The sequence below is a fragment of the Nocardiopsis synnemataformans genome, from assembly GCF_965343085.1.
Lineage (GTDB): Bacteria > Actinomycetota > Actinomycetes > Streptosporangiales > Streptosporangiaceae > Nocardiopsis > Nocardiopsis alborubida.
The window spans coordinates 1-24493 of sequence record NZ_CBDRFA010000045.1 but is presented as its reverse complement, the minus strand read 5'-3'; the positions used below and the strand labels follow the sequence as shown (position 1 = coordinate 24493).

Below are 24493 nucleotides of genomic sequence, written 5' to 3'. Positions count from 1 at the left end.
GTGACAGAACCCACCAGGTAAGGCTTTTCAGTGCATCTGTGTTCTTTCGGTCACGGCGAATAATCGCTAGTGTGCTGGATCACAGTTGTGGCGGCCCGTGTGTCTCGTCGAGGGAGTCCGATGTCCATCGTCTCAATCGAGCCCGCCACCGCCGAGCGGTGGGAAGACCTGGAGAACCTGTTCGGACCGACCGGAGCCTACGGGCACTGCTGGTGCACCTTCTTCCGGAGGCGGGCCAAGGACCACACGGCCAGCACCTCCTGTGACCGTTCCCAGCGCGGTGTGGACAACAAGGAGGAGCTGCGGCGCCTGACCCTGGACGGGCGGGTGCCCGGCCTGCTCGCCTACGACGAGGACGGCCCCTGCGGGTGGGTGTCCGTGGCCCCCCGCGAGGACTTCATCCGGCTGTCGCGGTCGCGGTCCCTGCGTCCGGCCGATCCCCGTGAGCCCGGCGTGTGGTCGCTGGTCTGCTTCTGGCTCCCGCCCCGCCGGCGCAGACGCGGCCTGGGCAGCCGCCTGCTGGACGGGGCGATCGAGTACGCCAGGACCAACGGGGCGCGCGTTCTGGAGGCCTACCCGGTGGACACCGCCGGGGGCAGGGCGCCCAGCGCCGAGGTCTACACGGGGACGGTGGAGATGTTCCGGCGGGCCGGGTTCGCGCTGAGCAACCACCACGCGAGCGAGCGCGTGGTCGCCCGCCTGGAACTCAAAGCCGAGTAGCTTCCGCCCCCTCTTTTTCCTTTCCCTGATCCGCCTCCCACCCCCTGAGCCCCCACCCCCTGAACCCCCGCCCCCCATCGCAGCCCCCTTCCGGCTTCTGACAGTCCCGCCCCGCGGAACCCGGTGCACCCGCCGCCCCCGCTCTCCGGTCCGAACACGGGCCGCCCCCGGAGAACGGGGGGAGGGTATCCGGAACACCCGTCGGGGTTCGCGGACGCCTCCCCGTTCCCCGGGGGCGCCGCCCGAGGTCCTCGCACGTCGCGTGCGGGGGCCTTCGTCGTTCCCGGGGGCGGCGCGTTCGGCGGACATTTGACAGCACCATACCCCTGAGGGGTATGTTGAACGCATCGGAGCCCGGTCCCAGGAGGACCGGCACAGCACACATGCCCCAGGAGGCGAAATGGCTGCCACCACCACCGCTGTTTACACCGTTGACGGCATGAGCTGCGGACACTGCGTCAACTCCGTCACCGAGGAGGTCGGCGGGGTCGCGGGGGTCACCGACGTCAAGGTCGACCTCGACAACAAGAAGGTGACCGTCACCAGCGACGGCCCGGTCGACGACGCGTCGGTCCGCGCCGCCATCGACGAGGCCGGCTACGAGGTGCGCGGCTGACGCGCGCAGCGGACCCCGCGGTCCGGGCGGAGACGGCGCACAGCTGGTCCCGGCCCGCGGGGGAGTTCCGGCGCGGAGGCGGGACCCCCGCCCGCGCCGGGCCCCGGGGCCGCCCGGCCCCGGAGCACAGAACCGTCCACGGGAACACGGGGACGTCACGGAGGACCGAGGAAGGGCTATGAGCAGCAGCGCAGCCGCGGCGGGCCGGGCCGACACCGCACCGGTCGAACTGGACATCGGCGGCATGACCTGTGCCGCCTGCGCCAACCGGGTCGAGAAACGGCTCAACAAGCTCGACGGGGTCACCGCCACCGTCAACTTCGCCACCGAGAGGGCCCGCGTCTCCTTCGACGGCTCGCCCACCCCGGTGGAGGACCTCGTCGCCCAGGTCGAGAGGGCGGGTTACACCGCCACCGTGCCCCGGGCCGAACCCGAGACGGCCGAGGGCGCCGCGGAACCCGCCGACCCCGCCCGCGCCCTGCGCGACCGGGTGATCGTCAGCGCGGTGCTGTCGGTGCCGGTCATCGCGATGGCGATGGTCCCCGCCCTGCAGTTCACCTACTGGCAGTGGGCCTCCCTGACCCTGGCGGCGCCCGTCGTCGTCTGGGGCGCGCTGCCCTTCCACGTCGCCGCCTGGAAGAACCTCAGGCTGGGCAGCGCCACCATGGACACGCTGGTCTCCCTCGGGGTGTCGGCCGCGTTCCTGTGGTCGCTGTACGCGCTGTTCCTCGGGACCGCGGGCATGCCGGGGATGACGCACCCCTTCGAGTTCACCGTCGCCCGCGGCGACGGCTCGGCCAACATCTACCTGGAGGTGGCCGCCGGGGTCACCACCTTCATCCTCCTCGGCAAGTACTTCGAGGCCCGCTCCAAGAGGCGCGCGGGCGCCGCCCTGCGCGCCCTGCTCGAACTCGGGGTCAGGGAGGCCACCGTCCTGCGCGGCGCGGACTCGCGGCAGGAGTCGGTGCCCGTGGACCGGCTCGTCGTCGGCGACCGCCTCCTCGTCCGGCCGGGGGAGAAGGTGGCCACCGACGGCGTGGTGGAGGAGGGCACCTCCGCCGTGGACATGAGCATGCTCACCGGCGAGTCGGTGCCGGTGGAGGTCGGGCCCGGCGACTCCGTGGTCGGCGCGACCGTCAACGCGGGCGGGCGCCTCGTCGTGCGCGCCACCCGGGTCGGCTCGGACACCCAGCTCGCCCAGATGGCGCGCCTGGTGGAGGAGGCCCAGAACGGCAAGGCCGAGGTCCAGCGCCTGGCCGACCGCGTCTCCGGGGTCTTCGTCCCGATCGCCATCCTCGTCGCGCTCGCCACGCTCGTCCTCTGGCTCGTGCTGGGGGCGTCCGCCCCGGCCGCCTTCACCGCCGCGGTCGCGGTGCTCATCATCGCCTGCCCGTGCGCCCTGGGCCTGGCCACGCCCATGGCCCTGATGGTGGGCACCGGGCGCGGCGCCCAGCTGGGCATCCTCATCAAGGGCCCGGAGGTGCTGGAGGACACCCGCCGCGTGGACACGGTCGTGCTGGACAAGACCGGCACCGTCACCACCGGCCGGATGACCCTGACCGGCGTGTTCACCGCCGAGGGCGAGGACGAGGAGGAGGTCCTGCGCCTGGCCGGTGCACTGGAGGACGCCTCCGAGCACCCCATCGCGCGGGCGGTCGCCGCCGGGGCCGCCGACCGTGTGGGCGCCCTCCCGACCCCCGAGGACTTCGCCAACGCCGAGGGCCTGGGCGTGCGGGGGACCGTCGAGGGCCGTGCCGTGGCCGTCGGCCGGGTCGCGCTGCTGGAGGAGGACGGCGCCGTCCTTCCCGAGCTGCTGGCCACCGCCCTCGGGGAGGCCGAGGCCGAGGGCCGCACCGCCGTGGCCGTGGGCTGGGAGGGTCGCGTCCGGGGTGTGCTGGTGGTGGCCGACACCGTCAAGCCGACCAGCGCCGAGGCCGTCCGCAGGTTCCGTGAACTGGGGCTCACCCCGATCCTGCTCACCGGGGACAACCGGGCGGTGGCCCGTTCGGTGGCCGACCAGGTCGGCATCGACGAGGTGGTCGCCGAGGTCCTGCCCCGCGACAAGGTCGAGGTCGTGCAGCGGTTGCAGGGCGAGGGACGCACGGTGGCGATGGTCGGCGACGGGGTCAACGACGCCGCCGCCCTGGCCCAGGCGGACCTGGGGCTGGCGATGGGCACGGGGACGGACGTGGCCATCGAGGCCAGCGACCTGACGCTCGTGCGCGGCGACCTGCGCGCCGCCGCCGACGCCATCCGCCTCTCCCGCAGGACCCTCAGCACCATCAAGGGCAACCTGTTCTGGGCCTTCGCCTACAACGCCGCCGCGATCCCGCTGGCGGCGGCGGGACTGCTCAACCCCATGATCGCCGGAGCCGCCATGGCCTTCTCCAGCGTCTTCGTCGTCAGCAACAGCCAGCGGCTGCGCCGGTTCCGCCCGCTGGCGCGGGACGGGGCCACCGACCGGGCCTCCTGACCGGCGCACGGGGAAACGACAAGGGGGGGAGGGGCGCGGGCCTTCCGCGTCCCTCCCCCCCGGCCGTGGGGAGGGACGCCCTCCGTTCCGCCGCGCCAGGTTCCGCCGCCCCCGGTCCCACCGCGCCCAGCCCCGACACGGCCTGACGGTGACCATGTGTGTTTTTTCGGACACGAAAAGAAGCACCGGAAGTGGACCGAAACCCGACCCGAGGGGCTCCTGCCTTGGCGAAGGACGTGAGGTGGGTCTCGCGCCCGCCCGGGGCGGGCCGCTAGGGTTGCGCGAGGCCGCACGGTCCGGGCGTGCCCGGGCGAACGGTGCGGCTCCGCCGTCCCCGTACGCCCCCGCACACGCGGCCCCCGCCCCGGCCGCCGAGCCCCTCCCCCCGCCTCCTTCGACCTCCCACGTGAAGGACGGACCCCAGCCCGTACCCGATCGCCCCCAGCCGAGGTACCCGTGTCCCCTGGATGTCCCCGAGCCGCGCTGCACCACAGCGAGCCGCACCCCGACCCCTACGCCGTGTACGCCAGGATGCGCGCCGACCACGGGCCCGTGGTCCCGGTCGAGCTCGAACCCGGTGTGCACGGGTGGCTGGTCACCGACTACGCCACCCTCATCTCCTGGTCCCGGGACACCACCGCGTTCAGCCACGACTCCAGGCTGTGGCGCGACTTCACCGAGGGACGTGTCAGCCCGGACTCCGCGCTGCTGCCGATGCTGGCCCCGCGCACGAGCGCCCTGTACGTCGACGGCGTGGAGCACCAGCGCTACCGCAGGGCCATCACCGACGGCCTCGGCAGCGTCGACACCGAGCACCTGCGCCGGATCACCAGCCGCTACGCCGACCGGCTCATCGACGAGTTCTGCGCGCGGGGGCGGGCCGAACTCCTCGACGAGTACGCGCGCATGCTTTCGCTGCTGGTCATGAACGACCTCTTCGGCTTCGACGAGGGCCAGGGGACGCGCTTCGTCACCGCCATGCGCAACCTGTGGCTCGGCGTGGACGCGGAGAGGTCCAACGCCGAGGCCGAGCGGGTGCTGTCGGAGGTGGTGACGGCCAGGCACCGCGAACCCGGTGACGACCTCACCACCCGGCTGATCCAGCACCGCGCCGCCCTCAGCGACGAGGAGGTGATCATGCAGCTCCTGCTGGTCACCGCCGCCGCCAACGAGCCGACCGCGAACCTGATCGACGCTGTCCTGCGCGCCGTCCTGACCGGCACCTCCGGGCCCGGCACAGCCCCGCCCTCCGACGCCTCCCTGGCCGAGGTCCTCGACCGCGTGCTGTGGCGGGACCCGCCGATCACCAACTTCCCCGTCCTCTACCCGCGCCTGGACGTGCCCCTCGACGGCGGCCGGGTGATCGAGGCCGGGTCCCCCGTGCTGATGGCCTTCGCCGCGGCGAACCACTTCTTCGCCCGGGAGAACGCCGAGCGGATGGAGGAGACCGCCAACCGGGCGCACGTGGCCTGGGGCGCGGGGCCGCACCGGTGCCCCGCCATTGACGAGGCGACCACCGTCGCCAGCGTCGCGGTGCGCGTCCTGCTCCACCGCCTGCCCGGTCTGCGCCTGGCCGTCCCGCCCGAGCAGCTGCGCTGGCGGCTGTCGGCCCTGTCCTGGTCCCCCGTCCGGCTCCCCGTCGAGTTCGCCCCGCAGGCCCCCCTTCCCCACGGGCCCGAGGAGGCGGCGCCGCTCCCGGCCGACCCGCCCGCGGGCGCCCCCGGGTCCGGCCAGCAGGCCTTTGGCGGCCTGTCGTCCCTGTCGAACTTCCTGGTGCGGCTGCTGCGCAGGTCGTGAGGCGGCCTCGTCCGTGCGCCCGTGCGGCGCGGGCCGGGCGGACACGCCCGGTGATCCCCGTCCCGCCGGTCCGGCGGAGCCTGGAGCCGTCGTTGGTATCCGCCCATTTCAGGGGCGTGCGTCCGGACGTTCCGCACCCGGGGAAGACACATGACACCGCGGCGGGGAGCGCCAACAGTGGCCGGGGGATCCTAGACTCGCTAGGGCTGTGAGGTCTCTCCTCCGCCGAGCCCCGAACTCCCCACACCGCCCCTCCCCACAGAGGAACAGCGCCTTCATGAACAGTTCCGAAGCCGACCCCGGTCGTCTCCTGGCCAACCGGTACCGCCTGGACGAGGTCATCGGCTCCGGCGGCATGGGGCGGGTCTGGCAGGGCACCGACACCCTCCTGGACCGGCCGGTCGCCGTCAAGGAGCTGACCACGCCGCCGAACCTTCCCCCGCACGAGGTCGAGGTGCTGCGCACCCGCATGCTGCGCGAGGCGCGCAGCGCGGCGCAGCTCAGCCACCCCGCCATCATCACGGTGTTCGACGTGGCCGACGAGGACGGCCGCCCGTGGATCGTCATGGAACTGGTCCGCGGCCCCTCCCTCGGTGACCTCGTCCGCGACGAGGGCGCGCTGCCGGTCCGGAGGGCAGCCGCGATCGGCGAGCAGATGGCGGCGGGGCTGGCCGAGGCGCACGCCCGCGGCATCGTGCACCGCGACATCAAGCCGGGCAACGTGCTCATCGCCGGGAACGACCGCGCGGTCCTGACCGACTTCGGCATCGCCCACCTGGACGGCTCCACCCACCTGACCAGCACCGGCCTGCTGATCGGCTCCCCGAGTTACCTGGCCCCGGAGGTCGCGCACGGGCACTCGGCCACCCCGGCCTCGGACATGTGGGCCCTGGGCGTCACCCTCTACCAGGCAGTCGAGGGCACCCTGCCCTTCGACCGGCCGACCCCGATGGCGACGCTGACCGCCATCGTCACCCAGGACCTGCCGGAGCCGGTCAACGCCGGTCCGCTGCGCCCGGTCCTGGAGGCCCTGTGCGAGAAGCGCCCGGAGGACCGGCCGTCGGTCGGCGAGGTGCGCGCCCTGCTGCGCGAGATCCGGGACGCGCACGACACCCCCGAGACGGTCACCCCCACGCTGGTCACCAGCGTGCCCACGCCGGAGCCGGAGCAGATCGCCGAGTCGGCCGTCCGCGCCGAACCGCTGGGCCCCGGCCCGGCCGCCCGCCCCGCCGTCCGCCGTGAGAAACGCCCCGGTTCCGTCCGGCGGACGCTGCTGGTCACCGCCGCCGTGTTCGTGCTGCTCGTCGTGGGCGCCACCACCAGCCTCCTGGTGAGCATGAACCGCTCGGGCGGGCCCGACACCGGGCTGGTCGACGGATCGGGGCAGGAAGCCGCCGCCGATCCCGGCGCGGAGGCGTCGGAGCCCCCCGCCGAGGAGAGCGCGTCCGCCGCCGAGGAGACGCCGCAGGAGTCCCCGGAGACCTCGGACGAGGAGTCGGAGGCCGAGCGGGACGAGGGTGGTGTGGAGGAGGCCTGGGGGCCCCTCACCCGCCACGAGGACTCCAGCGGCTTCTCCGTGGACGTCCCCGAGGGCTGGAACGTCGAGCGGGAGGGCCACATGGTCTACTTCCGCAACCCCGACGGCGGCTACCTGCTGGTGGACCAGACCGACGACCCCAACCCCGACGCCGGGGACGACTGGCGCGAGTTCGAGCCCGTCGGCAGCGGCAACTTCAGCGGCTACGAACTGATCGGCATCGAGGACGTCGAGGCCGACTGGACGGAGGACTACGTCAGCGCCGCCGACTGGGAGTTCACCTTCGGCAACGGCGACATGCACGCCATCAACCGGGGCTTCCACACCGAGGACATCGGCTACGCCCTGTTCCTGGTCTCCAGCAACGACCACCCCGAGGAGAACCGGGCGCTGCTGGACCACATGTCCCGCAGCTTCGAACCGGCCGACCAGGACGACTGAGCGGTCAGAACACCGAGCAGTTGGTGATGTCGGTGAAAGCCTCCAGGGCCAGCGCCGCCGTCACCGAGTTGCCCTTGGCGTCCAGGCCCGGGCCCCACGCCGCCACGGAGCAGCGCCCCGGCACGATCGCGAGGATGCCGCCGCCCACCCCGCTCTTGCAGGGCAGGCCGACGCGGTAGGCGAACTCGCCCGCGGCGTCGTAGGTGCCGCAGGTGAGCATCACCGCCATGACGCGGCGCGCTTCGGAGCGGCTGAGCAGCTGGGAGCCGTCCGCCCGCCTGCCGTGGCGCGCCAGCAGCAGTCCCGCCCGGGCCAGCTCCTCGCAGCTGACGGTGATCGCGCACTGCCGGAAGTAGTGGTCCAGCACCTCCGGTACCGGGTTGTGCATGTTGCCGAAGCTCGACATGAGGTAGGCCAGCGCCCGGTTGCGGTCCCCGTGCTCGTCCTCCGAGCGCGCCACCAGGTTGTCCGCGTGCAGGTCGGTGTCGCCCGTCTCCGCGCACAGCAGCTCCCCCAGGGCGCCGACGGCGTCCCCGGTGTCGGTCAGCAGCTGGTCGGTGACGATGAGCGCGCCCGGGTTGATCATCGGGTTGCGGGGCACGCCGCTCTCGAACTCCAGCTGGTACAGGGAGTTGAAGGAGGTGCCCGAGGGTTCCCGGTGGACCCGCTTCCACACGCTGTCCCCGGACCTGCTCATCACCAGGGCAAGGGTGAACACCTTGGTGATGCTCTGCATGGAGAAGCGCGTGCTGGAGTGGTCGCCGACGCTGTACAGGTCGCCGTCCACCGTGGCCACGGAGAACCCGAACTCGTCCGGGTCCACGCAGGCCAGTTCGGGGATGTAGTCGGCGACCCGGCCCTCGCCGATGTGCGACCGCACCCTCTCCATGACGGCGTCGAGCACTTCCCCGTAGTCGTCGCAGTCGCTCACCTCGGCCGCTGCCCCCTCCCGTGTCGGTGTGCCTCACCCCCCGGCTACCCAGGACGGGCTCCGGCATGGCTCGGTACGGCCTCGGAGGGGGCGGGAGACGATTCGGGGCGGCCGCGGAGGGGGGACGGGAGGCGGGTCAGCCCCTTCCGTCCAGGAGCTGGGCGTCGTGCACGAGCAGCGCCACCTGCACACGGTTGTTGAGCCCGAGCTTGGTGAGGATACTCGACACGTGCGTTTTGACCGTCGGCACGCTCAGGAACAGGGCCGAGGCGATGTCGGCGTTGGACCGGCCCTCGCCGACCGCCACGGCCACCTCCACCTCCCGGCCGTTGAGCGCCGAGAGCCGCTCGCGCGCACGCAGGGCCCTCTCGCCGCGGTCGTTGGCGCCCACCCGATCGACCAGCCGCCGCGTCACCGTCGGGGACAGGACCGACATGCCCCGGGACACCTGGCGCACCGACTCCACGATCTCCGCGGGAGGGGTGTCCTTGAGCAGGAACCCGGCCGCGCCCGCCCGCAGCGCGCGCAGGACGTGCTCGTCGGCGTCGAAGGTGGTCAGCACCAGCACCTCCGGCGGGTCCTCCAGGGCCCGCAGCCGTTCGGTGGCGGTCAGCCCGTCCACCGTCGGCATCCGGATGTCCATCAGGACCACGTCGGGGGAGTGGCGCGCCACCAGGTCGACCACCGCGCTCCCGTCCTCGGCCTCGGCCAGCACCCGGATGTCGGGCGCGCCGCCCATCATCATCACCAGGCCGACCCGGACCAGCGCGTCGTCATCGACGAGCACGACCCCGATCTCCCGCTCCGTCTCGCTCATGTCGGCCACGGTAGCCATGCCGCCAGCCGCCAGCCACCCCGGCCGTCCGTTCCGTGCTCCAGCCGCCCCGAGGCCAGGGACACCCGCTCGGCGAGCCCGACCAGGCCCTGGCCGTCGCCGTCCCCGCCCGCCGCCGCGAGAGGGGCGCCGGGGGAGGGGCCGTTGCCCACCTCCACCAGCAGGCCGTCACCCGGCGCTCCCCGGACCAGCACGTGCGTGGTGGCGCCCGGGGCGTGCTTGCGTACGTTCGTCAGCCCCTCCTGGACGATCCGGTAGGCGGTGCGCCCGGTGCGCTCGGGGACCGTCCCCGCGCACTCCTGCACGAACTCCACCCGGGTCCCGGCCTCGTCGGCCTCCTCCACCAGCTGCCGCAGGTCGGCCATGGTCGGCTGCGGCAGCTCCCCGACGGGCGCGCGCAGCACGCCGATCACCTCGCGCAGGTCCTGGAGGGCCTGGTGGGCGCTCTCGCGGATCACCTTCGCCGACCGGGCCACCTCCTCGGCGGGGGCGTCCGGCCGGTACTCCAGGGCGCCCGCGTGCACGCTCAGCAGTGACAACCGGTGCCCGAGCACGTCGTGGATCTCGCGGGCCATGGCCTCGCGGACCTGGTGCTGGGCGTGCTCGGCGCGCAGCTGCGCCTCCGTCTCGGCGTGCACGGCCCGGTCGCGCAGCGACTCCACCAGCTCGCGCCGGTGCTGGACGGTGAGCCCCCAGCCGGTCACGGCGCCCTGGAGGGCGGCCCCCAACAGGAAGATCACCAGGAGCGGGGCGTGCGGGTCGGGCCACAGCGTGGCGTGTACGAGCGAGGCGCCCACGCTCAGCCCGTACACCGCCAGGCTGGTGCGGGGCGGACGGCGCACGGCCAGCGAGAACAGGGCGATGAGCAGCACGCCCGAGGCCAGGCCGGAGACGGCGGAGTACAGGACGAGCACGACGGCGAGCTGGACCGGCCAGCGCCGCCGCCACCACAGCGCCAGGCAGGCCAGCAGGGTGAGGGCCGCGTCGGTGGCCTTGAGCCACACGGGCAGGACCGGTCCCCGGGCGGGCAGGTCGGGGAACTCGGCGGCGTTCATCAGCACGGAGAGGAGGGCGATCAGGAAGATGGAGGAGTCCACGATCCAGTCGCGCGCGCCGCACCGCCCGGCCATAGCGTTCATCGCGCTGAAGTCTACGTTCGGCGCCGGACCCGGAGGTCGGGAGCCGGGCAGGGCGGTGGGGGGCGCCGGGGCCGCCGCCGACCCCCTCGGCCGACCGGCCGAGGGGGTCGGCGGACGGCCGGGCAGGGCTGGTCGGTCGGCCGATGCGCCGCGCGCGGCCCGGTGTCTAACGTCGGAGGTATGCGCAAGGTCATCCAGGGCGTCGGCGTCCTGCTTCTCCTCGTCGGCGTCAGCGGCGCCGTCGACCACCTCTGGTACCAGCCGTTCCTGGGTGTGGTCCTCAACTCGTTCAACCGCTTCGTCGTGCCCCACGTGGCGGCCTTCGAGGGCTACGAGGTGCTCGCCAACCTGGGCGTGGCCGCCGTCGGCGCCGCCCTGGCCCTGGGGATGGAGGCGCGGCGGCCGCGGAGCCGGGCCTGAGGACGGGACTGGCCCGCCGGTGCCCGCGCTCGGCCCGTCGCGGCGAGGACGGTTCGTGTCCGGTCCGCGCGTCGGTACCTTGTAACCGATGAGCACTCTGGTCACCGGAGCCACCGGAATGGTGGGCCGCCGCGTCCTCACCCAGCTGAGGAGCCGCGGCCTGCCCGCGACGGGCGCGTCCCGCACCTCGAAGACGCGCCTGGACTGGACCGACACCTCCAACTGGGACGAGATCCTCGACGGCGTGAAGAACGTCTTCGTGGTGACACCGGTCGGGAGCGCCCTGGGCAACCGGGTCGCCGGGTTCCTGGAGAGGGCCGCCGCGGCCGGTGCCGTCAACGCCGTGGTCCTGACCGCCATGGGCAGCGAGTACGCGCCGTCGGACTCCGACCAGCGCGCCGCCGAGCTGCGGGCCAAGGACCTGTTCGGCCGGTGGACCGTGCTGCGGTCCAACTGGCTCTTCCAGGACTTCACCGAGGGGATGTTCGCCGGTCTGGCGCGTTCGCGCAACGGGCGCCTCGAACTGCCGGTCAAGAAGAGGACCGAGGTCAGCTTCGTGGACGCCCGCGACGTCGCCGACGCCGCCGTCGCGGCCCTGCTGGGCGACCACAGCGGTAGGGAGTACACGCTCACGGGCCCGCAACCGCTCACCTTCCGCGAGGTCGTCAAGCAGACCCGCGGCACGGAGAGCCCGGTGTGGCGGTTCAAGGCCGTCGACGAGGCGGGCTTCTACTTCCGGGCCGCGGACCGGGGGTGGAACGACCGCTTCATCGACACCCTCAACGAGCGCTTCGCCGCCGCGGTCCGGGGCAGGGCGGCCGAGGTCACCGGGGACGTGCGCGCGGCGCTCAGCCGCGACCCCATCCCGCTGGGCCGCTTCGTCCGCGAGGCCACGCTCTGACCCCTCCCTCGGACAAACCCGGGAAACACTTCCTTCGTCTGGGCCGGACCCGGTTACGCTGAGCCTATGGAGCGCACTCTGCATCTGAACGCGACGGTGGTACCGGATCCCGAACTCGGTGGGTACGTTGCCCGTGCCGTCGAGGTTGAGGTCGCCTCCCAGGGAGAGACCGTGGAAGAGGCCGTCGCCAACCTCCGGGAGGCGTTGGAGTTGTACTTCGAGGACGAGCAGACGCCTGACCTGCCGGAACTGACCATGCTCACTCCGGTCGACGTCCGAGTCCCCGCCTGATGGGACCGCACTTCCCGGTTCTGTCCGGACACGAGGTCCAGCGAGCGTTGAAGAGGGCCGGATTCGACCATGTACTCGACACGTGGGGACCACGCCAAGCTGCGTAAGGACTCGAGGGTCGTCATCGTGCCGATGCACAAGGAACTCAAACGGGGAACACTCAACTCGATCCTGACCCAGGCAGGGTTGGGACTGGAGGAGCTGCGCTCGCTTCTCTGAGAACCGGTACGGGCGCCCGTACCGACGGAACGGGCACCCGTACCGGAGACGCGCCTACTTGAGCAGCTGGCGGGCCATGACCATGCGCTGGATCTGGTTGGTGCCCTCGTAGATCTGGGTGGTGTTCGCGGTGGGGGAGAGTCACCAGGGAAAACGTCCGTTGCGAGCTTCTGACCTGCGCTAAGACTTCTTGCGGCTTCTCGTTGATTCTCGGGTCTTTCCGGCCTCCAACGGAACGGTGACGGAACAACACGCCTTCACCCGACTCTCTCCCCGCCCTTCCCCCTCTTCTCTGCCTTCTGCGCTTCCCTGGGGCCTCCTGCCGCGCGTTGCCAGGCTCCCTGGTGACTGTTCTGGCCTGGTTGTCTGGAGCTTGACGCCTGTTGGCCTGTGTCCCCTGGACTGCTTGCTGCCCTTGGTTCGCTCACCCCGTGACGAACGCCGTGCCCGATCTCCTTGGGCACGGCGGGGCGCGCGAGGACGCGCCGCGCGGGACGCAGGCGAGCGCGGACGCGGCGCGCCTACCGCCGGACACCCGTCAGGGTGTCCAGCAACCGCGCTTGCGCACTCTTGGTTGCTCGGTACATCAACACGCTCGCACTCATCCTCTGAGGAGAACGACCGCTCCTGCCCCGCGCCTCCTTCTCCTCGAACACCACCCCCGCCGCCGGCATCCCCACCTCGTTGAGCGCTTCGCTCTCCGCACACTCGGCCCGGCCTGCCTCATCCGCTTCGCGCTTCGACCCGCTCGGGTCGTATCAGCAAAGGAACCAGGCTCACCCCCCACCTCCCCCTCCCCACCACAGCCCCACCTGCCCCTCTTCCCGTCACCCTTCGTCCGCGCACCGCGCGACCGCGCCGCTCAAGGGCCATACGGTGGAGCGCCCCACTGTCCGAACGACCGTATGGCCCTTGAGCGGTGTGGTAGGTCTCTGACCGGACGAAGGGTGAGAGGGAAGAGGGGCGCACCACCACAGCAGACCTGCGCCGTGCGCAGCCTCCCCCCGCTTCCTGGAGCCCGGAGTCCCCGCCGGAGGCACTGCCCGATCAACCACAGGGCCGCAGTCGCCAGCAACGCGCTCGACCATCCGCACGCCTGGCCGCGTCCCGCACCCGACCACCTAGCCCAGCCGTAGGCTGCCCCGCACCGCAGGTGCGGGCTTGAAGACGTAAGGAAACTTCTCATCACCCGGCTCCGGGCATGAAGAAACCCGGCTCACCTTGCGGTGGCCGGGCTCTTGTTGTGCTGTCTAGTTGGCAGGCCACTCGTAGTGGAGTTCCCACTGGTAAGTGGGCATGACGTGAACACAGATCTCTACCGCCCGGTCGTTCTCGTCCCACGCCGTGTGAAGGATCTCGAACACCTGCTGCTCGGGGTCGGACTTGAGGAAGTCCGCTTCGTCCGGAGTGACGGTACGAATCCTGATGGCTTCGGTGAAGCGGGCAGGACCATGCCCCTTCTCGGCCAGCCGTGAGTAGGTACCACCCGGGCCAGTGTCCTCTTCGAGGATCGCTGTGCCCTCCGCGAGGTCCCACGGGATGTAAGAAGTCGCTACCTGCACGGGTGTTTCGTCTGCGCGCATGTGTCGCTTGCGGATGGCGACCGGTGCGCCTTCCTCAAGTCCGAGCGCCCGAGCCGCGTGCTTGGGAGCTTCGACACGGCCGTGCTGGACCAAGGATGTCGTGGTCTCGTGGCCACGTTCACGGAGCTCGCTGTCGAAGGCACCACGGGCACCATCGGCCTCTCGGCTGGATGTGGTGTAGCGCTTGTTGGCGAACCGGGGGATGGGTGGGACCTCACGGACGTATGCCCCGACGTTGTCCACGACGCGAACCAGCCCTTCTCGGCGAAGCACCGCGATTGCGCTGCCTACAGTGCGCTGGGTAATGCCGAACTCTTCGGCAAGCTTCGGTTGGCTCGGCAGCTTCGACCCGGGTCGGTACTCCCCGCTCCCGATGGCTGCACGGATGTGGTCTGCGACCTGCTGGTATCGGTGACGCGGCGTTTCCAAGCTCATACCTAGCTCCTTCCCCCTAGCTCGGAGGACCACCCTACAGGGCGGGCAAAGTGTCCGTTTTTGAGACAGGTGCTTCTTACCTTCAAGTTAGCTTTTGCCATGTCGGCTTGCCTCCTAGCAACTAGGGATGTACTGTCAAGCTTGTTCCTAGCAACTAGGAACTAGCCACTAGTTATAAGGATGGCGCTATGCGAAACATTCCCGTGGACACGTCCCAGATGGTCTTCATCGCGGCCGGTTCCCCGCGCCCCAAGGTCAAGGACCGCCAGACCGGCGAGATCAAGTACAACGCCGACGGCTCCCCGATGTGGCAACTCAAGGTCCTCGCGCAGGTGGAGGACAACGACGCCGAGACGCTGCTGGTCAGCTTCCCGGCCACCCACGCCATCACCGCCCGTCTGGGCACCCCGCTGACCGTGCAGAGCCTGACCGCGATCCCGTGGGAGACCAACGGTCGCCACGGTGTGGCGTTCTCGGCCTCCTCGATCGCGCCCCTGGACCTGCGCAAGGCCGCCGAGTAATGCCCGCCTGCTCGGTGTGCGCGGGCACCGGGGAGGTCCGGCACATGCCCGGTTACCACCTCGCTCTGTGCCCGACCTGCCACGGCAAGGGCGAAACCCCCTGAAAGGAGAAGACTGATGTTCCCTGAGATTCTGTGGGCGGTGCCTCCGGTCGCCGCTGCGGTGCCGCTCTCGGCCGCCGCCTGGCACCACTGGTCACCCCACACCTGGTCCTATGGCCCCGGCCTGGTCGGCTCCGCGTTGCGGGTTCACCTGACCTGGGAGCACGTGGCGCAGGGGTGCGGGCTCTCGCACACCCGCCGCAAGACCAAGGTCAAGGGCGGTATCCAGAGGGTGAGCGTGGAGAAGAAGCCGCGCCTGTCCCGGTTCCGCCCGACCCCGTTCGGGTTCCGGGTCCGCGCCCGGCTGCACGACGGGCAGACCCCCGACGACTACGCCCAGGCGCTCACCCGGCTCGCGCACGCCTGGCGGGTGGACTCGGTGCGGCTGCGCACCTCCGGCCCCGGATGGGTGGAGCTGGCCGCCTCCCGACGTGACCCGTTGGGCACCGTGACCAACGCGGGACCGCTCGCGGCGGACTGGGAGTTGCTCAAGGTCCGTATGGGCACCCTGGAGACCGGTGACCCGTGGATCATCGACTTCCGCGCGGTGCCGCACTGGCTGATCATGGGCGCCACCCAGTCGGGCAAGTCCACCGACATCAACGCTCTGGTGTACCAGCTCGCGCCGCAGCCGGTGGCGCTGGCCGGGCTGGACCTCAAGGGCGGGGTGGAGCTGACCCCCTACGCCCGGCGCATGTCCAAGCTGGCCACGACCCGCACCGAGTGCGTGGGGCTGCTCGATGACCTGATGACCATGCTCACCGACCGTATGACGTTGTGCCGTGAGGCGGGGGTGCGCAACATCTGGCAGCTCCCCGAACAGGTGAGGCCCACGCCGGTGGTGACCGTGGTCGATGAGGTCGCCGAGTTGTACCTGATGACGGACAAGTCCGAGAAGGACGAGATCGCGCGCACCTCGACTCTGCTGCTGCGCAACGCCCAGCTCGGCCGCGCGTTTGGCCTGTACCTGGTCGTGGCCGGACAGCGGGTCGGCTCCGACCTGGGCCCGGGTGTGACGGCGCTGCGCGCTCAGATCACCGGCCGGATCTGCCACCGGGTCAACGACGGCGAGACGGCCAAGATGGCGCTCGGTGACCTGGCTCCGGACTCGCTGTCGGCCGCGTTGAAGATCCCCGCCGAGATGCCCGGGGTCGCGGTGACCGTGGGATCTGACGGGCGCTGGTACCGGGGACGGTCGGACCTGACCACGGAACAGATGGCCGAAGAGGCCTCTGCCGAGTTCGCCCACATGGCCCCGGTCTGGGACCTGCTCGTCGCGGGCCAGACCCACACCGCCGAGAACACCACCGCTTCGACCGATGACATCGACTGGAACCGACTGGAAGAGGAGCTGACCTGATGACCTGCGAGTTCTGCACCAAACCGGCGACCACGCGCGCCATCTCCGGGGGTGAGTCCTCCTGGGTGTGCAACACCCACTACGCCGACATGGACGCCAACTTCGACGGGGACCTGCGTGGGTTCCGCAAGTGGCTGTGACCGGCTATGGGGCTCTCCTACTGGTGCGCTTACTGCACCAAACCCTCGTACACCAAGACCACCAGCACGAACGAGTGGGTGTGTGAGGCCCACTACCGCGAGATCGAGAGGGGGTGGTGAAGGTGCGCAAGGCACTGGCGGTGTCGGCGGACTGGGCTCCGATCCTGGTCCTGGCCGCCATCGCAGCGGCGGGCTCCTTCACCCACATCCGCGACCTGGCCCAAGCCTCCGGGCAGCACGGGTGGATGGCCTGGGCTGTGGCGGTCTCCATCGACCTGACCTGCGTCATGGCCGCTCGGGAACGCCAGCGTGACGCTGCCCGGGGTGTCAAGGACGGGGTGACCTGGCCGACCGTGGTCCTGGTCGGCGCGGTGGTGCTGACCTTGGCCGCGAACCTGGCCACTGCCCAACCCACGGTGTGGGGCTGGATCATGGCCGCCGTTCCGGCCGCCGCGTTCCTGGTTGCTGTGTCGATGCTTGAGCGTCGCGCCGCTCACCGTCCCCAGCAGCAGGACGAACCGGAGTCCGTGCCCGCTGAAGCGGTGTCCTCCGAGCGTGAGGAGTTTCGGGTCACCGAGGTGCACTGGCAGCACACCGAGCCCGCCCCGGCTCCCGCGCCCGAACCCCCACCGGCCCCGGTGGCCCCGGCCCCGCAACCGGCCCCGGCCGCCGTGGAACAGGGTCACCCGCTGGCCTCCTACGCCGCCCAGCTGGCGCAGGACTACCGCGTCACCCACGGCCGCGAGATCACCGTGACCGCACTGCGCTCCCGCCTGGGGGTCTCCGAAACGGTGGCCGCGACCCTGCGTGACCAGATCACCCACTGACCAGGAAGGAAGTGAAGGGATGCCCTGCCACACCTGCGCGGGAACCGGCGTCAGCCGCACCGGGGACTGCGCGAACTGCCACGGAACCGGCACGACCTGAAAGGCCAACGCCATGAAGAACAAGACCGTGATGTGCCTGAACTGCTCCGGCACCAAGCGCGTGCTCGTTCAGAAGATCGGGCTCCTGGTGCGTAAGTACAGCACCTGCCCCACCTGCAAGGGAACCGGGACGGTGCGGCTGTGAAGGACTGCCCGCAGTGCACGGGGACCGGACAGGTCGTGGAAGAGGTGCCCATGCGACGCAAGGATCTGCCCGGACAGCAGGCTTGGTGCCTGTCCTGCATGGGCACCGGCAAGACCCCCGCGAACGAGAACTGAACTGAGGAAGGCAGAACAACCATGTCAAAGATCAAGCACGAGACCTGCATCATCTGCAACGGCACCGGCCGAGTCGTGGTCGAGAAGCTGGGAATCCTCGGCGGGCGCAGGTACGGGACCTGCGGCAAGTGCGACGGTTCCGGCAAGACCATCCGCTACACCCGCTGAACCCGCGATGACTGCGTCCGACAGCCACCTGTGCTCGGCCTGCTACGGCCACGGCATCACCAGCGAAGGCCACACCTGCGCTGACTGCTCCGGCCTGGGCCACACCCCGACCTGACCTGGTGGGCGGCCTGCTTCCACACACCCGCCGACCCGCCACCCGCTTCGCCTGACCAACCAACCCAACACGCGAGACCGAACGAAAGAGAGATCACCGTGAACTGCTGGGAGAAACCGACCAAGGGCGACGACGACACCAAGCTGACCGTGGGGAGGCCGACCCGATGAGGCGCACCGAGACCTGCCGCAACTGCGGACACCCGGTCAGCTACAGCGGCCCGCTCGGCACCGTTCCGGAGCGCTGCTACAGCTGCCCCAAGTTGGCCTAGAACCCGCCCGGCCATCCGGTTGATGGCCATGCCGCCCTACGGGGCGGTGTGGGGACCAACCGGGTCCACCAAGAGATCAAGAGGTGCTGATGAAGCTGTGCGAAAGCTGCGACGGGACGGGACTGGCTCCGATCACCGGCCGCCGGTTCGCCTTTGTGAAGGACATCGCGTGCCGCGACTGCGAGGGCACCGGCTACCAGAAGTAGCCCGAAACCCAGAAATGCCCGGGGTGCGGCGCTGCTTCCACACACCCGCCGCACCCCGGTTCACCTACCCAACGAACCCAACACGCGAATGCAAGGAACGAAAGGGGCTCGATCAGCCTATGACATCCCACGCCTTCCCCGCCGTGTTCGCCGCGATGACGGCCGCACATCACGTGGGTGACTACCTGCTCCAAAACGACCACCAGGCCCAGCACAAGATGGAGTCCTGGAAGGCCAACCAGGCGCACGTGGCCAGCTATCACCTGGCCCAGCTCGCCGCTGTCGGCCTCACCTCCCGCGCCTTGGGGCTGCGGCTCTCCCCGGCCCGGCTGGCCGCTGGGGTGGCGGTGTCCTGGGTGACGCACTCGGTGATCGACCGCCGCTGGCCGGTGCGCTGGTGGATGACCCGCACCGGTTCCAAAGGCTTCTACGAGGCCGGGGGCGCTCCGCACGTGGATCAGGCCATGCACCACGCCGCCCTGTTCGCCTCCGCGCTCATCGCCACCAGCGGCACCCAGGACTTCCGATGAGGTGCCCGAGCTGCCACGGCAAGGACATCACCGAGTACAGCTACGACGGCGGCAAAACCGTCACCGGCTACGAGTGCCGCGACTGCGAGACCACCTGGTAGTCGCTGCTCCCTGATCGTTCCTCGGCCCCGGCGACGGCCCTGCTTCCACAACACCAGCCGCGCCGGAGCCTCACCTATCCACGAAAGGCCTCTTCGCCATGCCCGAACCCGAACACATCGGCGGACTCCTGGGCCCCGCACTGGCTCGCATCACCGCCCTGGACGAGAACCACCTTGACCGGTGGATCACCCGCACCCGTGCCCTGCGCGGCTGCGCCTGCCCCGTGCGCCTGACCGGTGAGACCACCCGTGTGGACGCCTCCACCGGGGAACTACTCTCGCGCTACTCCACCGCCACCGAACCCGGCAACGAACTGCTCATGCGGTGCAAGAACCGCCGGGCCTCGCGCTGCCCCTCCTGCTCGGAGGAATACCGGGCCGACACCTACCATCTGGTCAAGGCCGGGATCGTCGGCGGGGACAAGGGCGTGCCCACCTCGGTCGGTGTGCACCCCCGGGCGTTCGTCACCCTGACCGCTCCCTCCTTCGGCGCGGTCCACCGTGGCCCCGGCAAGGACAGCCGTACCCGGGTGTGCCACCCTCGCCGCACCGGTGCGGCCTGCTTCACCCACCACCGCACCGATGACCCCCTCATCGGTCAGCCGCTCGACCCTGCCCGCTACGACTATGTCGGTCACGCGCTCTGGCACGCCCACACCGGGGAGCTGTGGCGGCGCTTCACCCTGTACCTGCGCAACCACCTGGCCTCGGCCGCCGGTCTCTCGCGCACGGCTTTCTCCAAGCGGGTGCGCATCTCCTACGCCAAGGTCGCCGAGTTCCAGTCTCGGGGCGCGGTGCACTTTCACGCCGTGATCCGGCTGGACGGCTACACCAAGGACCCCACCGGCTGGCCGCCGCCTCCGGTGTGGGCCAGCATGGACATGCTCACCGCCGCTGTGGACTCGGCCGCCCGCACGGTCTCGCTCACCTCTCCTGAGATCAACGGTCGCACCTGGACGCTGGCGTGGGGTGAGCAGGTGGACGTGCGCCCGATCGAGGACTTCGGCCCTGACCGGGCGCTGACGGACACGGCCGTGGCCGGGTACATCGCCAAGTACGCCACCAAGGCCGCTGAGGACACCGGCACCCTGGACCGGCGTATCTACGACATCGACCACGTGGACATGACCCAGGTGCGCCCGCACGCAGGCAAGCTCATCTACACCTGCTGGCGGCTGGGGAACACGCGCCTGTACCCCCAGCTCGAAGACCTCAAGTTGCGCCAGTGGGCGCACATGCTCGGGTTCCGGGGCCACTTCTCCACCAAGTCCCGGCGCTACTCCACCACCCTCGGTGCGCTGCGTCAGGTGCGCTCCGACTACGCCGCCGGGCGCCCCTGGGACACCGAGACCTTCACCCCGCTCATGGTTCAGGGCGAAGAGGGTTCGACGCTGACCCTGGGCAACTGGCACTACCTCGGGCAGGGCCTCACCCAAGGAGAGTGGGCGCTGGCGTCCATGGTCGCCGGGATGGGCCGCTCCACCGAAGGGGCGGAGGTGGATCGGTGAAGACCCTTGAGCGGCTGTGGACCCTGGACGAAACCGCGGCTTACCTCGGCATCCCCGCCAAGACCCTCTACCAGTGGCGCTACCTGCGCACCGGACCCCCGTCTCACCGCGTCGGCCGCCATGTCCGCTACGAACCGACCGAAGTCCGCGCCTGGGTCCTGGAACAGGACTGAGGTGCACTGATGGCGTTCACCAAGGACCTGTGGATACGCAGGGTCAAGCACTCGGATGGGTCGGTGACCAGGGAGAAGAGCACCCGTTACGGCAAGGGCAAGCGCTATCTGGCCGTGTGGATCGACCCGGACGGCAACGAGAAGTCCAAGGCCTTCAAACGCAAGGGTGACGCTGACCGACACGGCGAAGCGATGGAGACCGATAAGGCGCGCGGGGAGTACCAGGACCCCAACGCCGGACGGATCACCTTCGATGAGCTGTTCGCCAAGTGGCACGCCTCTCTCACCGTGGACCCTTCCAGCTCTCTGCGTTACGCGGAGGTCTACCGGCTCCACATCAAACCCGTGATCGGCCGCCGCGCGGTCAAGAGTCTGCGCCCCTCCGACATCAAGACCCTGCTTGGGAAGCTGCGAAAGATCCGGGCCGCCAGCACGGTCAACACGGTTCTGCTCGTGATCCGGGGTGTGCTCGATCTGGCCGAAGCTGACGAGTCGATCAAACGCAATCCGGCTAAGTCCAGCATCATCAAGCGGGCTCGTGATCACGCGGTCAAGGTGCAGGTTTGGGCTGATGACCTGGTGCGAGACCTCATCGACGTGCACCCCGAACCCTTCCGCCTGCTCCCGATCGTCGCTGCGGGCTGCGGCATGCGACAAGGGGAGGTCTTCGCCCTGGCCCTGGAAGACCTCGACCTGGACAACGAGGTCATCTACCTGCGTCGCCAGATCAAGAAGCTCGGACCGGTTGAAGTCTTCGCCCTGCCCAAGAACGACCGGGAGCGCACGATTCCCATGCCCCAGTGGGTGGCGGAGAACCTGCGGGCCTTCATTGAAGCCAACCCGCCCCAGCCCTACACGCTGCCGTGGGAGAAACCGGACGGTAAGCCGCACACGGTCAAGCTGCTCTTCCGGTGGACCGATGACCTACACATCCGCGCTCGGTCGCACAGCGAGACTCTTTGGAAGCCGGTCCTTGTCCAGGTCGGGGTGATCCCCGAACCCGAGCGCGACAAACGGGGACGGCTTCGCTACGAGACCGACCGCAAGCAGGGCATGCACCAGCTACGCCACTACTACGCCTCGATCCAGCTTGATGCCGGAGTCTCCATCCCGGCCTTGGCCGAGGCGCTGGGGCACCACCCGAGCGTGACCCTTTCGACCTACGGTCATCTCCTCGACAGCTCCGAGGATCGGATACGCCGCGCGATCGATGACCGGTTCCGGCGCGAGTGACCGAACGGAACATAGACGGAACAGACCCCCGGGAGCATGGTTCCCGGGGGTCTTCTGCTGCCACTTCACTACCAGACGGTGAAGGCGAAAACCAAGGTCAACGGCCTACTTGAGGAGCTGGCGGGCCATGACCATGCGCTGGATCTGGTTGGTGCCCTCGTAGATCTGGGTGATCTTGGCGTCGCGCATCATGCGCTCCAGCGGGAAGTCCTTCACGTAGCCCGCGCCGCCCAGCAGCTGTACGGCGTCGGTGGTGATCTCCATGGCGGCGTCGGAGGCGAAGCACTTGGCGGCGGCGCCGTAGAACGGCAGGTCGTCGTCGCCGCGCTCGGACTTGGCGGCGGCCACGTAGACCATCTGCCGCGCGGTCTCCAGCTTCATCGCCATGTCGGCGAGCATGAACTGCACGCCCTGGAACTCGGCGATGTGCCTGCCGAACTGCTTGCGCTCCTTGACGTAGGCCACCGCCTGGTCCAGCGCGCCCTGCGCGATGCCGACGGCCTGCGCGCCGATGGTGACGCGCGTGTGGTCCAGGGTGCGCAGCGCGATCTTGAGGCCCTCGCCCGGCGCGCCGACGATGCGGTCGCCGGGGACGCGCACGTTGTCGAAGAACAGCTCGCGGGTGGGGGAGCCCTTGATGCCGAGCTTGCGCTCGGGCTCGCCCAGGGTGAAGCCCTCGTCGTCGGCGTGCAGCACGAAGGCGGAGACGTTGCGGCCGCGCGGGCCCTCGGGGTCGGTCACCGCCAGCACCGTGTAGTACTTGCTGACCCCGGCGTTGGTGATCCAGGACTTCTGGCCGTTGACGATCCAGCCGTCGCCGTCGGCGACGGCCTGGGTGCGCATGCTCGCGGTGTCGGAACCGGCCTCGCGCTCGGACAGGCCGTAGGAGAACATCGCCTCACCGCTGGCGACCTCGGGCAGGTAGCGCCGCTTGACCTCCTCGGAGGCGCCCAGGATCAGCGGCATGGTGCCGAGCTTGTTGACGGCGGGGATGAGGGAGGAGGAGGCGCACACGCGGGCGACCTCCTCGATGACGATGCAGGTGGCCAGGGCGTCGGCGCCCACGCCGTCGTACTCCTCGGCGATGTGCGGGGCGTGGAAGTCCGTGGCGACCAGGGCGTCGAGGGCGTCCTGCGGGAAGGCGCTCCTCTCGTCGACCTCCGCCGCGTGCGGGGCGATCTTGTCCTCGGCGACGGAGCGTACGGCCTCGCGCAGCTCCTCGTGCTCCTCGGTGGTTCTGAACAGGTCGAAGTCGCTCATCTGCATTCCTCCCCGGGCGGCGGTCCCGGCCGATGGCACTGCGTGCCATTCTTTGGCATTCGGTGCCAGGATAAGGGGTGGAAGGGATGAAGTACACAGATGGGGTCGGAGAGCCCTTCCAGACGCCGGACGAAGGGGGCACAGCCCATGGAGAACACGGGAGGCCGAGGCGGCCAGACGCGTGCGGACACCCGCGTTGTGGTGCTGGCCGCGGTGCGGCTGTTCACCGAGGACGGGTTCGAGGCCACGACGATGGACCAGATCGCGGCGGCCACGGGCGTGAGCCGACGCAGCCTGTTCCGCCGCTTCGGCTCGAAGGAGGACATCCTCTTCGCCGAGCACGACGAGTTGTTCGCCACGGTCGCGAGTTTCCTGGAGGCCTCCCCGGACGACCCGCTGACGTCGGTCCTCTCCGCCACCCGTCTGGTGCTCCAGGGGTACCTGGGCGATCCGGAGATCACCGTGCCCCGCTACCGCCTGGTCCGCGCCCACGCCCGCCTGCGCGACCGCGAGGTGGCGATGACCGCCCGCTACCAGGCCGCCTTCAGCCGCTACCTGGCGCGGCGCGGGGGAGGCGGGGACCGCTCGCTGGCCGCCGGGGTGGTGGCCGCGTCACTCATCGCGGCGCACAACCACGTCCTGCGCGGATGGCTGCGCGACCCGGAGCAGGACGTCCGAGAGGTGTGGGCGCGCTTCGACGAGGCCGTGGACTTCGTCCGCCGGTCCGCCGAGCCGATGCTGCACACCTCGCCGGAGTCGCGGCGCGACCGGGTGCTCGTGGCGGTCTACCCGGGGGACACCGGCCGCGAGGAGCTGCTCCGCCGTGTCGCCGAGGCCGTCCGGGAGTCCGAGGAATCCGGGAGGGCGGAGGGGCCCGCGAGGACGTAGGGGCCGAGGGCTCCGGAAGGTGCGGGAAGGCCAGGGAGGCCGGAGAAACCCGGGAGGTCCGGAGGGTCCTGAGTTCGCGGGCCGGTCCGCCGCCCGTCCCTCCCCCCGATCCGCGCCCCGGCCGGGCCCCGCGCGGTCGGGGCCGCGCTCCGACGAGCGTAGGCTGGTGGGCCGGGAAACGGGTAGTCACACGAGGCGGATCGGACAGCGGAAATGAGCGTGGACACGGCGGGCGCCACCAAGCAGGAGTCTGAGGTCGTGCGTGAGGCGTCCCGGCGGCGCACGTTCGCGGTGATCTCCCACCCCGACGCCGGCAAGTCCACCCTGACCGAGGCCCTGGCCCTGCACGCGGCCGCGATCTCCTCCGCCGGAGCC

General features: G+C 70.5%; 27 protein-coding genes. 22 read left to right on the top strand and 5 right to left on the bottom strand.

The window, feature by feature from the left end; genetic code table 11:
- Positions 1-120: 120 nt before the first annotated feature.
- The 5 genes from ACSIH6_RS24015 to ACSIH6_RS23995 all read left to right on the top strand — a co-directional run bounded on the left by ACSIH6_RS24015 (position 121) and on the right by ACSIH6_RS23995 (position 7584).
- Positions 121-720, top strand: coding sequence for a GNAT family N-acetyltransferase (locus tag ACSIH6_RS24015; RefSeq protein WP_435110564.1), 600 nt, complete (start codon positions 121-123; stop codon positions 718-720).
- A gap of 400 nt (positions 721-1120) precedes the next feature.
- Positions 1121-1336, top strand: a complete 216-nt coding sequence (locus ACSIH6_RS24010; RefSeq protein WP_435110563.1) for a heavy-metal-associated domain-containing protein — start codon at positions 1121-1123, stop codon at positions 1334-1336.
- 178 nt (positions 1337-1514) lie between these two features.
- A complete protein-coding gene (locus tag ACSIH6_RS24005) occupies positions 1515-3809 on the top strand; it encodes a heavy metal translocating P-type ATPase (RefSeq protein ID WP_435110562.1) in 2295 nt (764 codons plus the stop codon).
- A 519-nt stretch (positions 3810-4328) separates the two neighbouring features.
- Positions 4329-5606, top strand: a complete 1278-nt coding sequence (locus tag ACSIH6_RS24000) for a cytochrome P450 family protein (protein WP_435110603.1) — start codon at positions 4329-4331, stop codon at positions 5604-5606.
- Positions 5607-5883: 277 nt separating this feature from the next.
- Positions 5884-7584 (top strand): serine/threonine-protein kinase, encoded by a 1701-nt coding sequence (locus tag ACSIH6_RS23995; RefSeq protein WP_435110561.1) that lies wholly within the window; start codon positions 5884-5886, stop codon positions 7582-7584.
- Positions 7585-7588: 4 nt separating this feature from the next.
- Here the strand turns inward: ACSIH6_RS23995 and ACSIH6_RS23990 are convergent, their stop codons facing one another.
- From ACSIH6_RS23990 to ACSIH6_RS23980, 3 genes are all read right to left on the bottom strand, one after another.
- Complete coding sequence (locus tag ACSIH6_RS23990; RefSeq protein WP_435110560.1) at positions 7589-8515, bottom strand: glutaminase; 927 nt, start codon at positions 8513-8515, stop codon at positions 7589-7591.
- A 136-nt stretch (positions 8516-8651) separates the two neighbouring features.
- Positions 8652-9350 (bottom strand): response regulator transcription factor, encoded by a 699-nt coding sequence (locus ACSIH6_RS23985; RefSeq protein ID WP_435110559.1) that lies wholly within the window; start codon positions 9348-9350, stop codon positions 8652-8654.
- Positions 9329-10480 (bottom strand): sensor histidine kinase, encoded by a 1152-nt coding sequence (locus ACSIH6_RS23980; RefSeq protein WP_435110602.1) that lies wholly within the window; start codon positions 10478-10480, stop codon positions 9329-9331. The genes ACSIH6_RS23985 and ACSIH6_RS23980 overlap by 22 nt, the downstream gene beginning before the upstream one ends.
- A gap of 189 nt (positions 10481-10669) precedes the next feature.
- Here ACSIH6_RS23980 and ACSIH6_RS23975 point away from each other — a divergent pair, with 189 nt between their 5' ends.
- From ACSIH6_RS23975 to ACSIH6_RS23960, 4 genes are all read left to right on the top strand, one after another.
- Entirely contained in the window at positions 10670-10909 is a 240-nt protein-coding gene (locus tag ACSIH6_RS23975; protein ID WP_017563809.1) for a hypothetical protein, read from the top strand.
- Positions 10910-10997: 88 nt separating this feature from the next.
- Positions 10998-11810 carry an NAD-dependent epimerase/dehydratase family protein gene (locus tag ACSIH6_RS23970; protein WP_435110558.1) on the top strand — a complete coding sequence of 271 codons (813 nt, stop codon included), beginning with the start codon at positions 10998-11000 and terminating at the stop codon, positions 11808-11810.
- 66 nt (positions 11811-11876) lie between these two features.
- Positions 11877-12101: a type II toxin-antitoxin system HicB family antitoxin gene (locus tag ACSIH6_RS23965; RefSeq protein ID WP_435110557.1), complete on the top strand. Its 225-nt coding sequence runs from the start codon at positions 11877-11879 to the stop codon at positions 12099-12101.
- 69 nt (positions 12102-12170) lie between these two features.
- On the top strand, positions 12171-12320 hold the full coding sequence (locus ACSIH6_RS23960; RefSeq protein ID WP_435110556.1) for a type II toxin-antitoxin system HicA family toxin: 150 nt from the start codon (positions 12171-12173) through the stop codon (positions 12318-12320).
- Positions 12321-13570: 1250 nt separating this feature from the next.
- Here the strand turns inward: ACSIH6_RS23960 and ACSIH6_RS23955 are convergent.
- Positions 13571-14338 carry a GntR family transcriptional regulator gene (locus ACSIH6_RS23955; RefSeq protein WP_435110555.1) on the bottom strand — a complete coding sequence of 256 codons (768 nt, stop codon included), beginning with the start codon at positions 14336-14338 and terminating at the stop codon, positions 13571-13573.
- Between the two features lie 188 nt (positions 14339-14526).
- On the opposite strand from ACSIH6_RS23955, the gene ACSIH6_RS23950 reads away from it, so the two are divergent.
- From ACSIH6_RS23950 to ACSIH6_RS23900, 11 genes are all read left to right on the top strand, one after another.
- Positions 14527-14859 (top strand): SCO3933 family regulatory protein, encoded by a 333-nt coding sequence (locus ACSIH6_RS23950; RefSeq protein ID WP_435110554.1) that lies wholly within the window; start codon positions 14527-14529, stop codon positions 14857-14859.
- A 117-nt stretch (positions 14860-14976) separates the two neighbouring features.
- Positions 14977-16320 carry an FtsK/SpoIIIE domain-containing protein gene (locus ACSIH6_RS23945; protein ID WP_435110553.1) on the top strand — a complete coding sequence of 448 codons (1344 nt, stop codon included), beginning with the start codon at positions 14977-14979 and terminating at the stop codon, positions 16318-16320.
- On the top strand, positions 16320-16460 hold the full coding sequence (locus tag ACSIH6_RS23940; RefSeq protein ID WP_435110552.1) for a hypothetical protein: 141 nt from the start codon (positions 16320-16322) through the stop codon (positions 16458-16460). The genes ACSIH6_RS23945 and ACSIH6_RS23940 overlap by 1 nt, the downstream gene beginning before the upstream one ends.
- A gap of 122 nt (positions 16461-16582) precedes the next feature.
- Positions 16583-17287: a DUF2637 domain-containing protein gene (locus ACSIH6_RS23935; protein WP_435110551.1), complete on the top strand. Its 705-nt coding sequence runs from the start codon at positions 16583-16585 to the stop codon at positions 17285-17287.
- A 112-nt stretch (positions 17288-17399) separates the two neighbouring features.
- Positions 17400-17531, top strand: coding sequence for a molecular chaperone DnaJ (locus ACSIH6_RS23930; protein ID WP_435110550.1), 132 nt, complete (start codon positions 17400-17402; stop codon positions 17529-17531).
- Positions 17528-17665, top strand: coding sequence for a hypothetical protein (locus ACSIH6_RS23925; protein WP_435110549.1), 138 nt, complete (start codon positions 17528-17530; stop codon positions 17663-17665). The genes ACSIH6_RS23930 and ACSIH6_RS23925 overlap by 4 nt, the downstream gene beginning before the upstream one ends.
- Before the next feature lie 21 nt (positions 17666-17686).
- The gene (locus ACSIH6_RS23920) at positions 17687-17833 is read left to right on the top strand and encodes a molecular chaperone DnaJ (RefSeq protein ID WP_435110548.1); all 147 of its coding nucleotides are present in this window, start codon (positions 17687-17689) and stop codon (positions 17831-17833) included.
- A gap of 711 nt (positions 17834-18544) precedes the next feature.
- The gene (locus ACSIH6_RS23915; RefSeq protein ID WP_435110547.1) at positions 18545-18955 is read left to right on the top strand and encodes a DUF3307 domain-containing protein; all 411 of its coding nucleotides are present in this window, start codon (positions 18545-18547) and stop codon (positions 18953-18955) included.
- A 199-nt stretch (positions 18956-19154) separates the two neighbouring features.
- Positions 19155-20564: a replication initiator gene (locus tag ACSIH6_RS23910; protein WP_435110546.1), complete on the top strand. Its 1410-nt coding sequence runs from the start codon at positions 19155-19157 to the stop codon at positions 20562-20564.
- Positions 20561-20737: a helix-turn-helix transcriptional regulator gene (locus tag ACSIH6_RS23905; protein WP_435110545.1), complete on the top strand. Its 177-nt coding sequence runs from the start codon at positions 20561-20563 to the stop codon at positions 20735-20737. Before ACSIH6_RS23910 ends, ACSIH6_RS23905 begins: the two co-directional genes overlap by 4 nt.
- 9 nt (positions 20738-20746) lie before the next feature.
- Complete coding sequence (locus ACSIH6_RS23900) at positions 20747-21970, top strand: tyrosine-type recombinase/integrase (protein WP_435110544.1); 1224 nt, start codon at positions 20747-20749, stop codon at positions 21968-21970.
- Between the two features lie 105 nt (positions 21971-22075).
- On the opposite strand, the gene ACSIH6_RS23895 is transcribed toward ACSIH6_RS23900, so the two are convergent.
- A complete protein-coding gene (locus tag ACSIH6_RS23895) occupies positions 22076-23230 on the bottom strand; it encodes an acyl-CoA dehydrogenase family protein (protein WP_435110543.1) in 1155 nt (384 codons plus the stop codon).
- 147 nt (positions 23231-23377) lie between these two features.
- Between ACSIH6_RS23895 and ACSIH6_RS23890 the strand changes: the two genes are divergently transcribed.
- Together ACSIH6_RS23890 and ACSIH6_RS23885 are read left to right on the top strand one after the other, a co-directional pair.
- Positions 23378-24118, top strand: coding sequence for a TetR/AcrR family transcriptional regulator (locus tag ACSIH6_RS23890; RefSeq protein WP_435110542.1), 741 nt, complete (start codon positions 23378-23380; stop codon positions 24116-24118).
- 213 nt (positions 24119-24331) lie between these two features.
- The coding region (locus ACSIH6_RS23885) for a GTP-binding protein (protein WP_435110601.1) at positions 24332-24493 on the top strand (162 nt) is incomplete at its 3' end.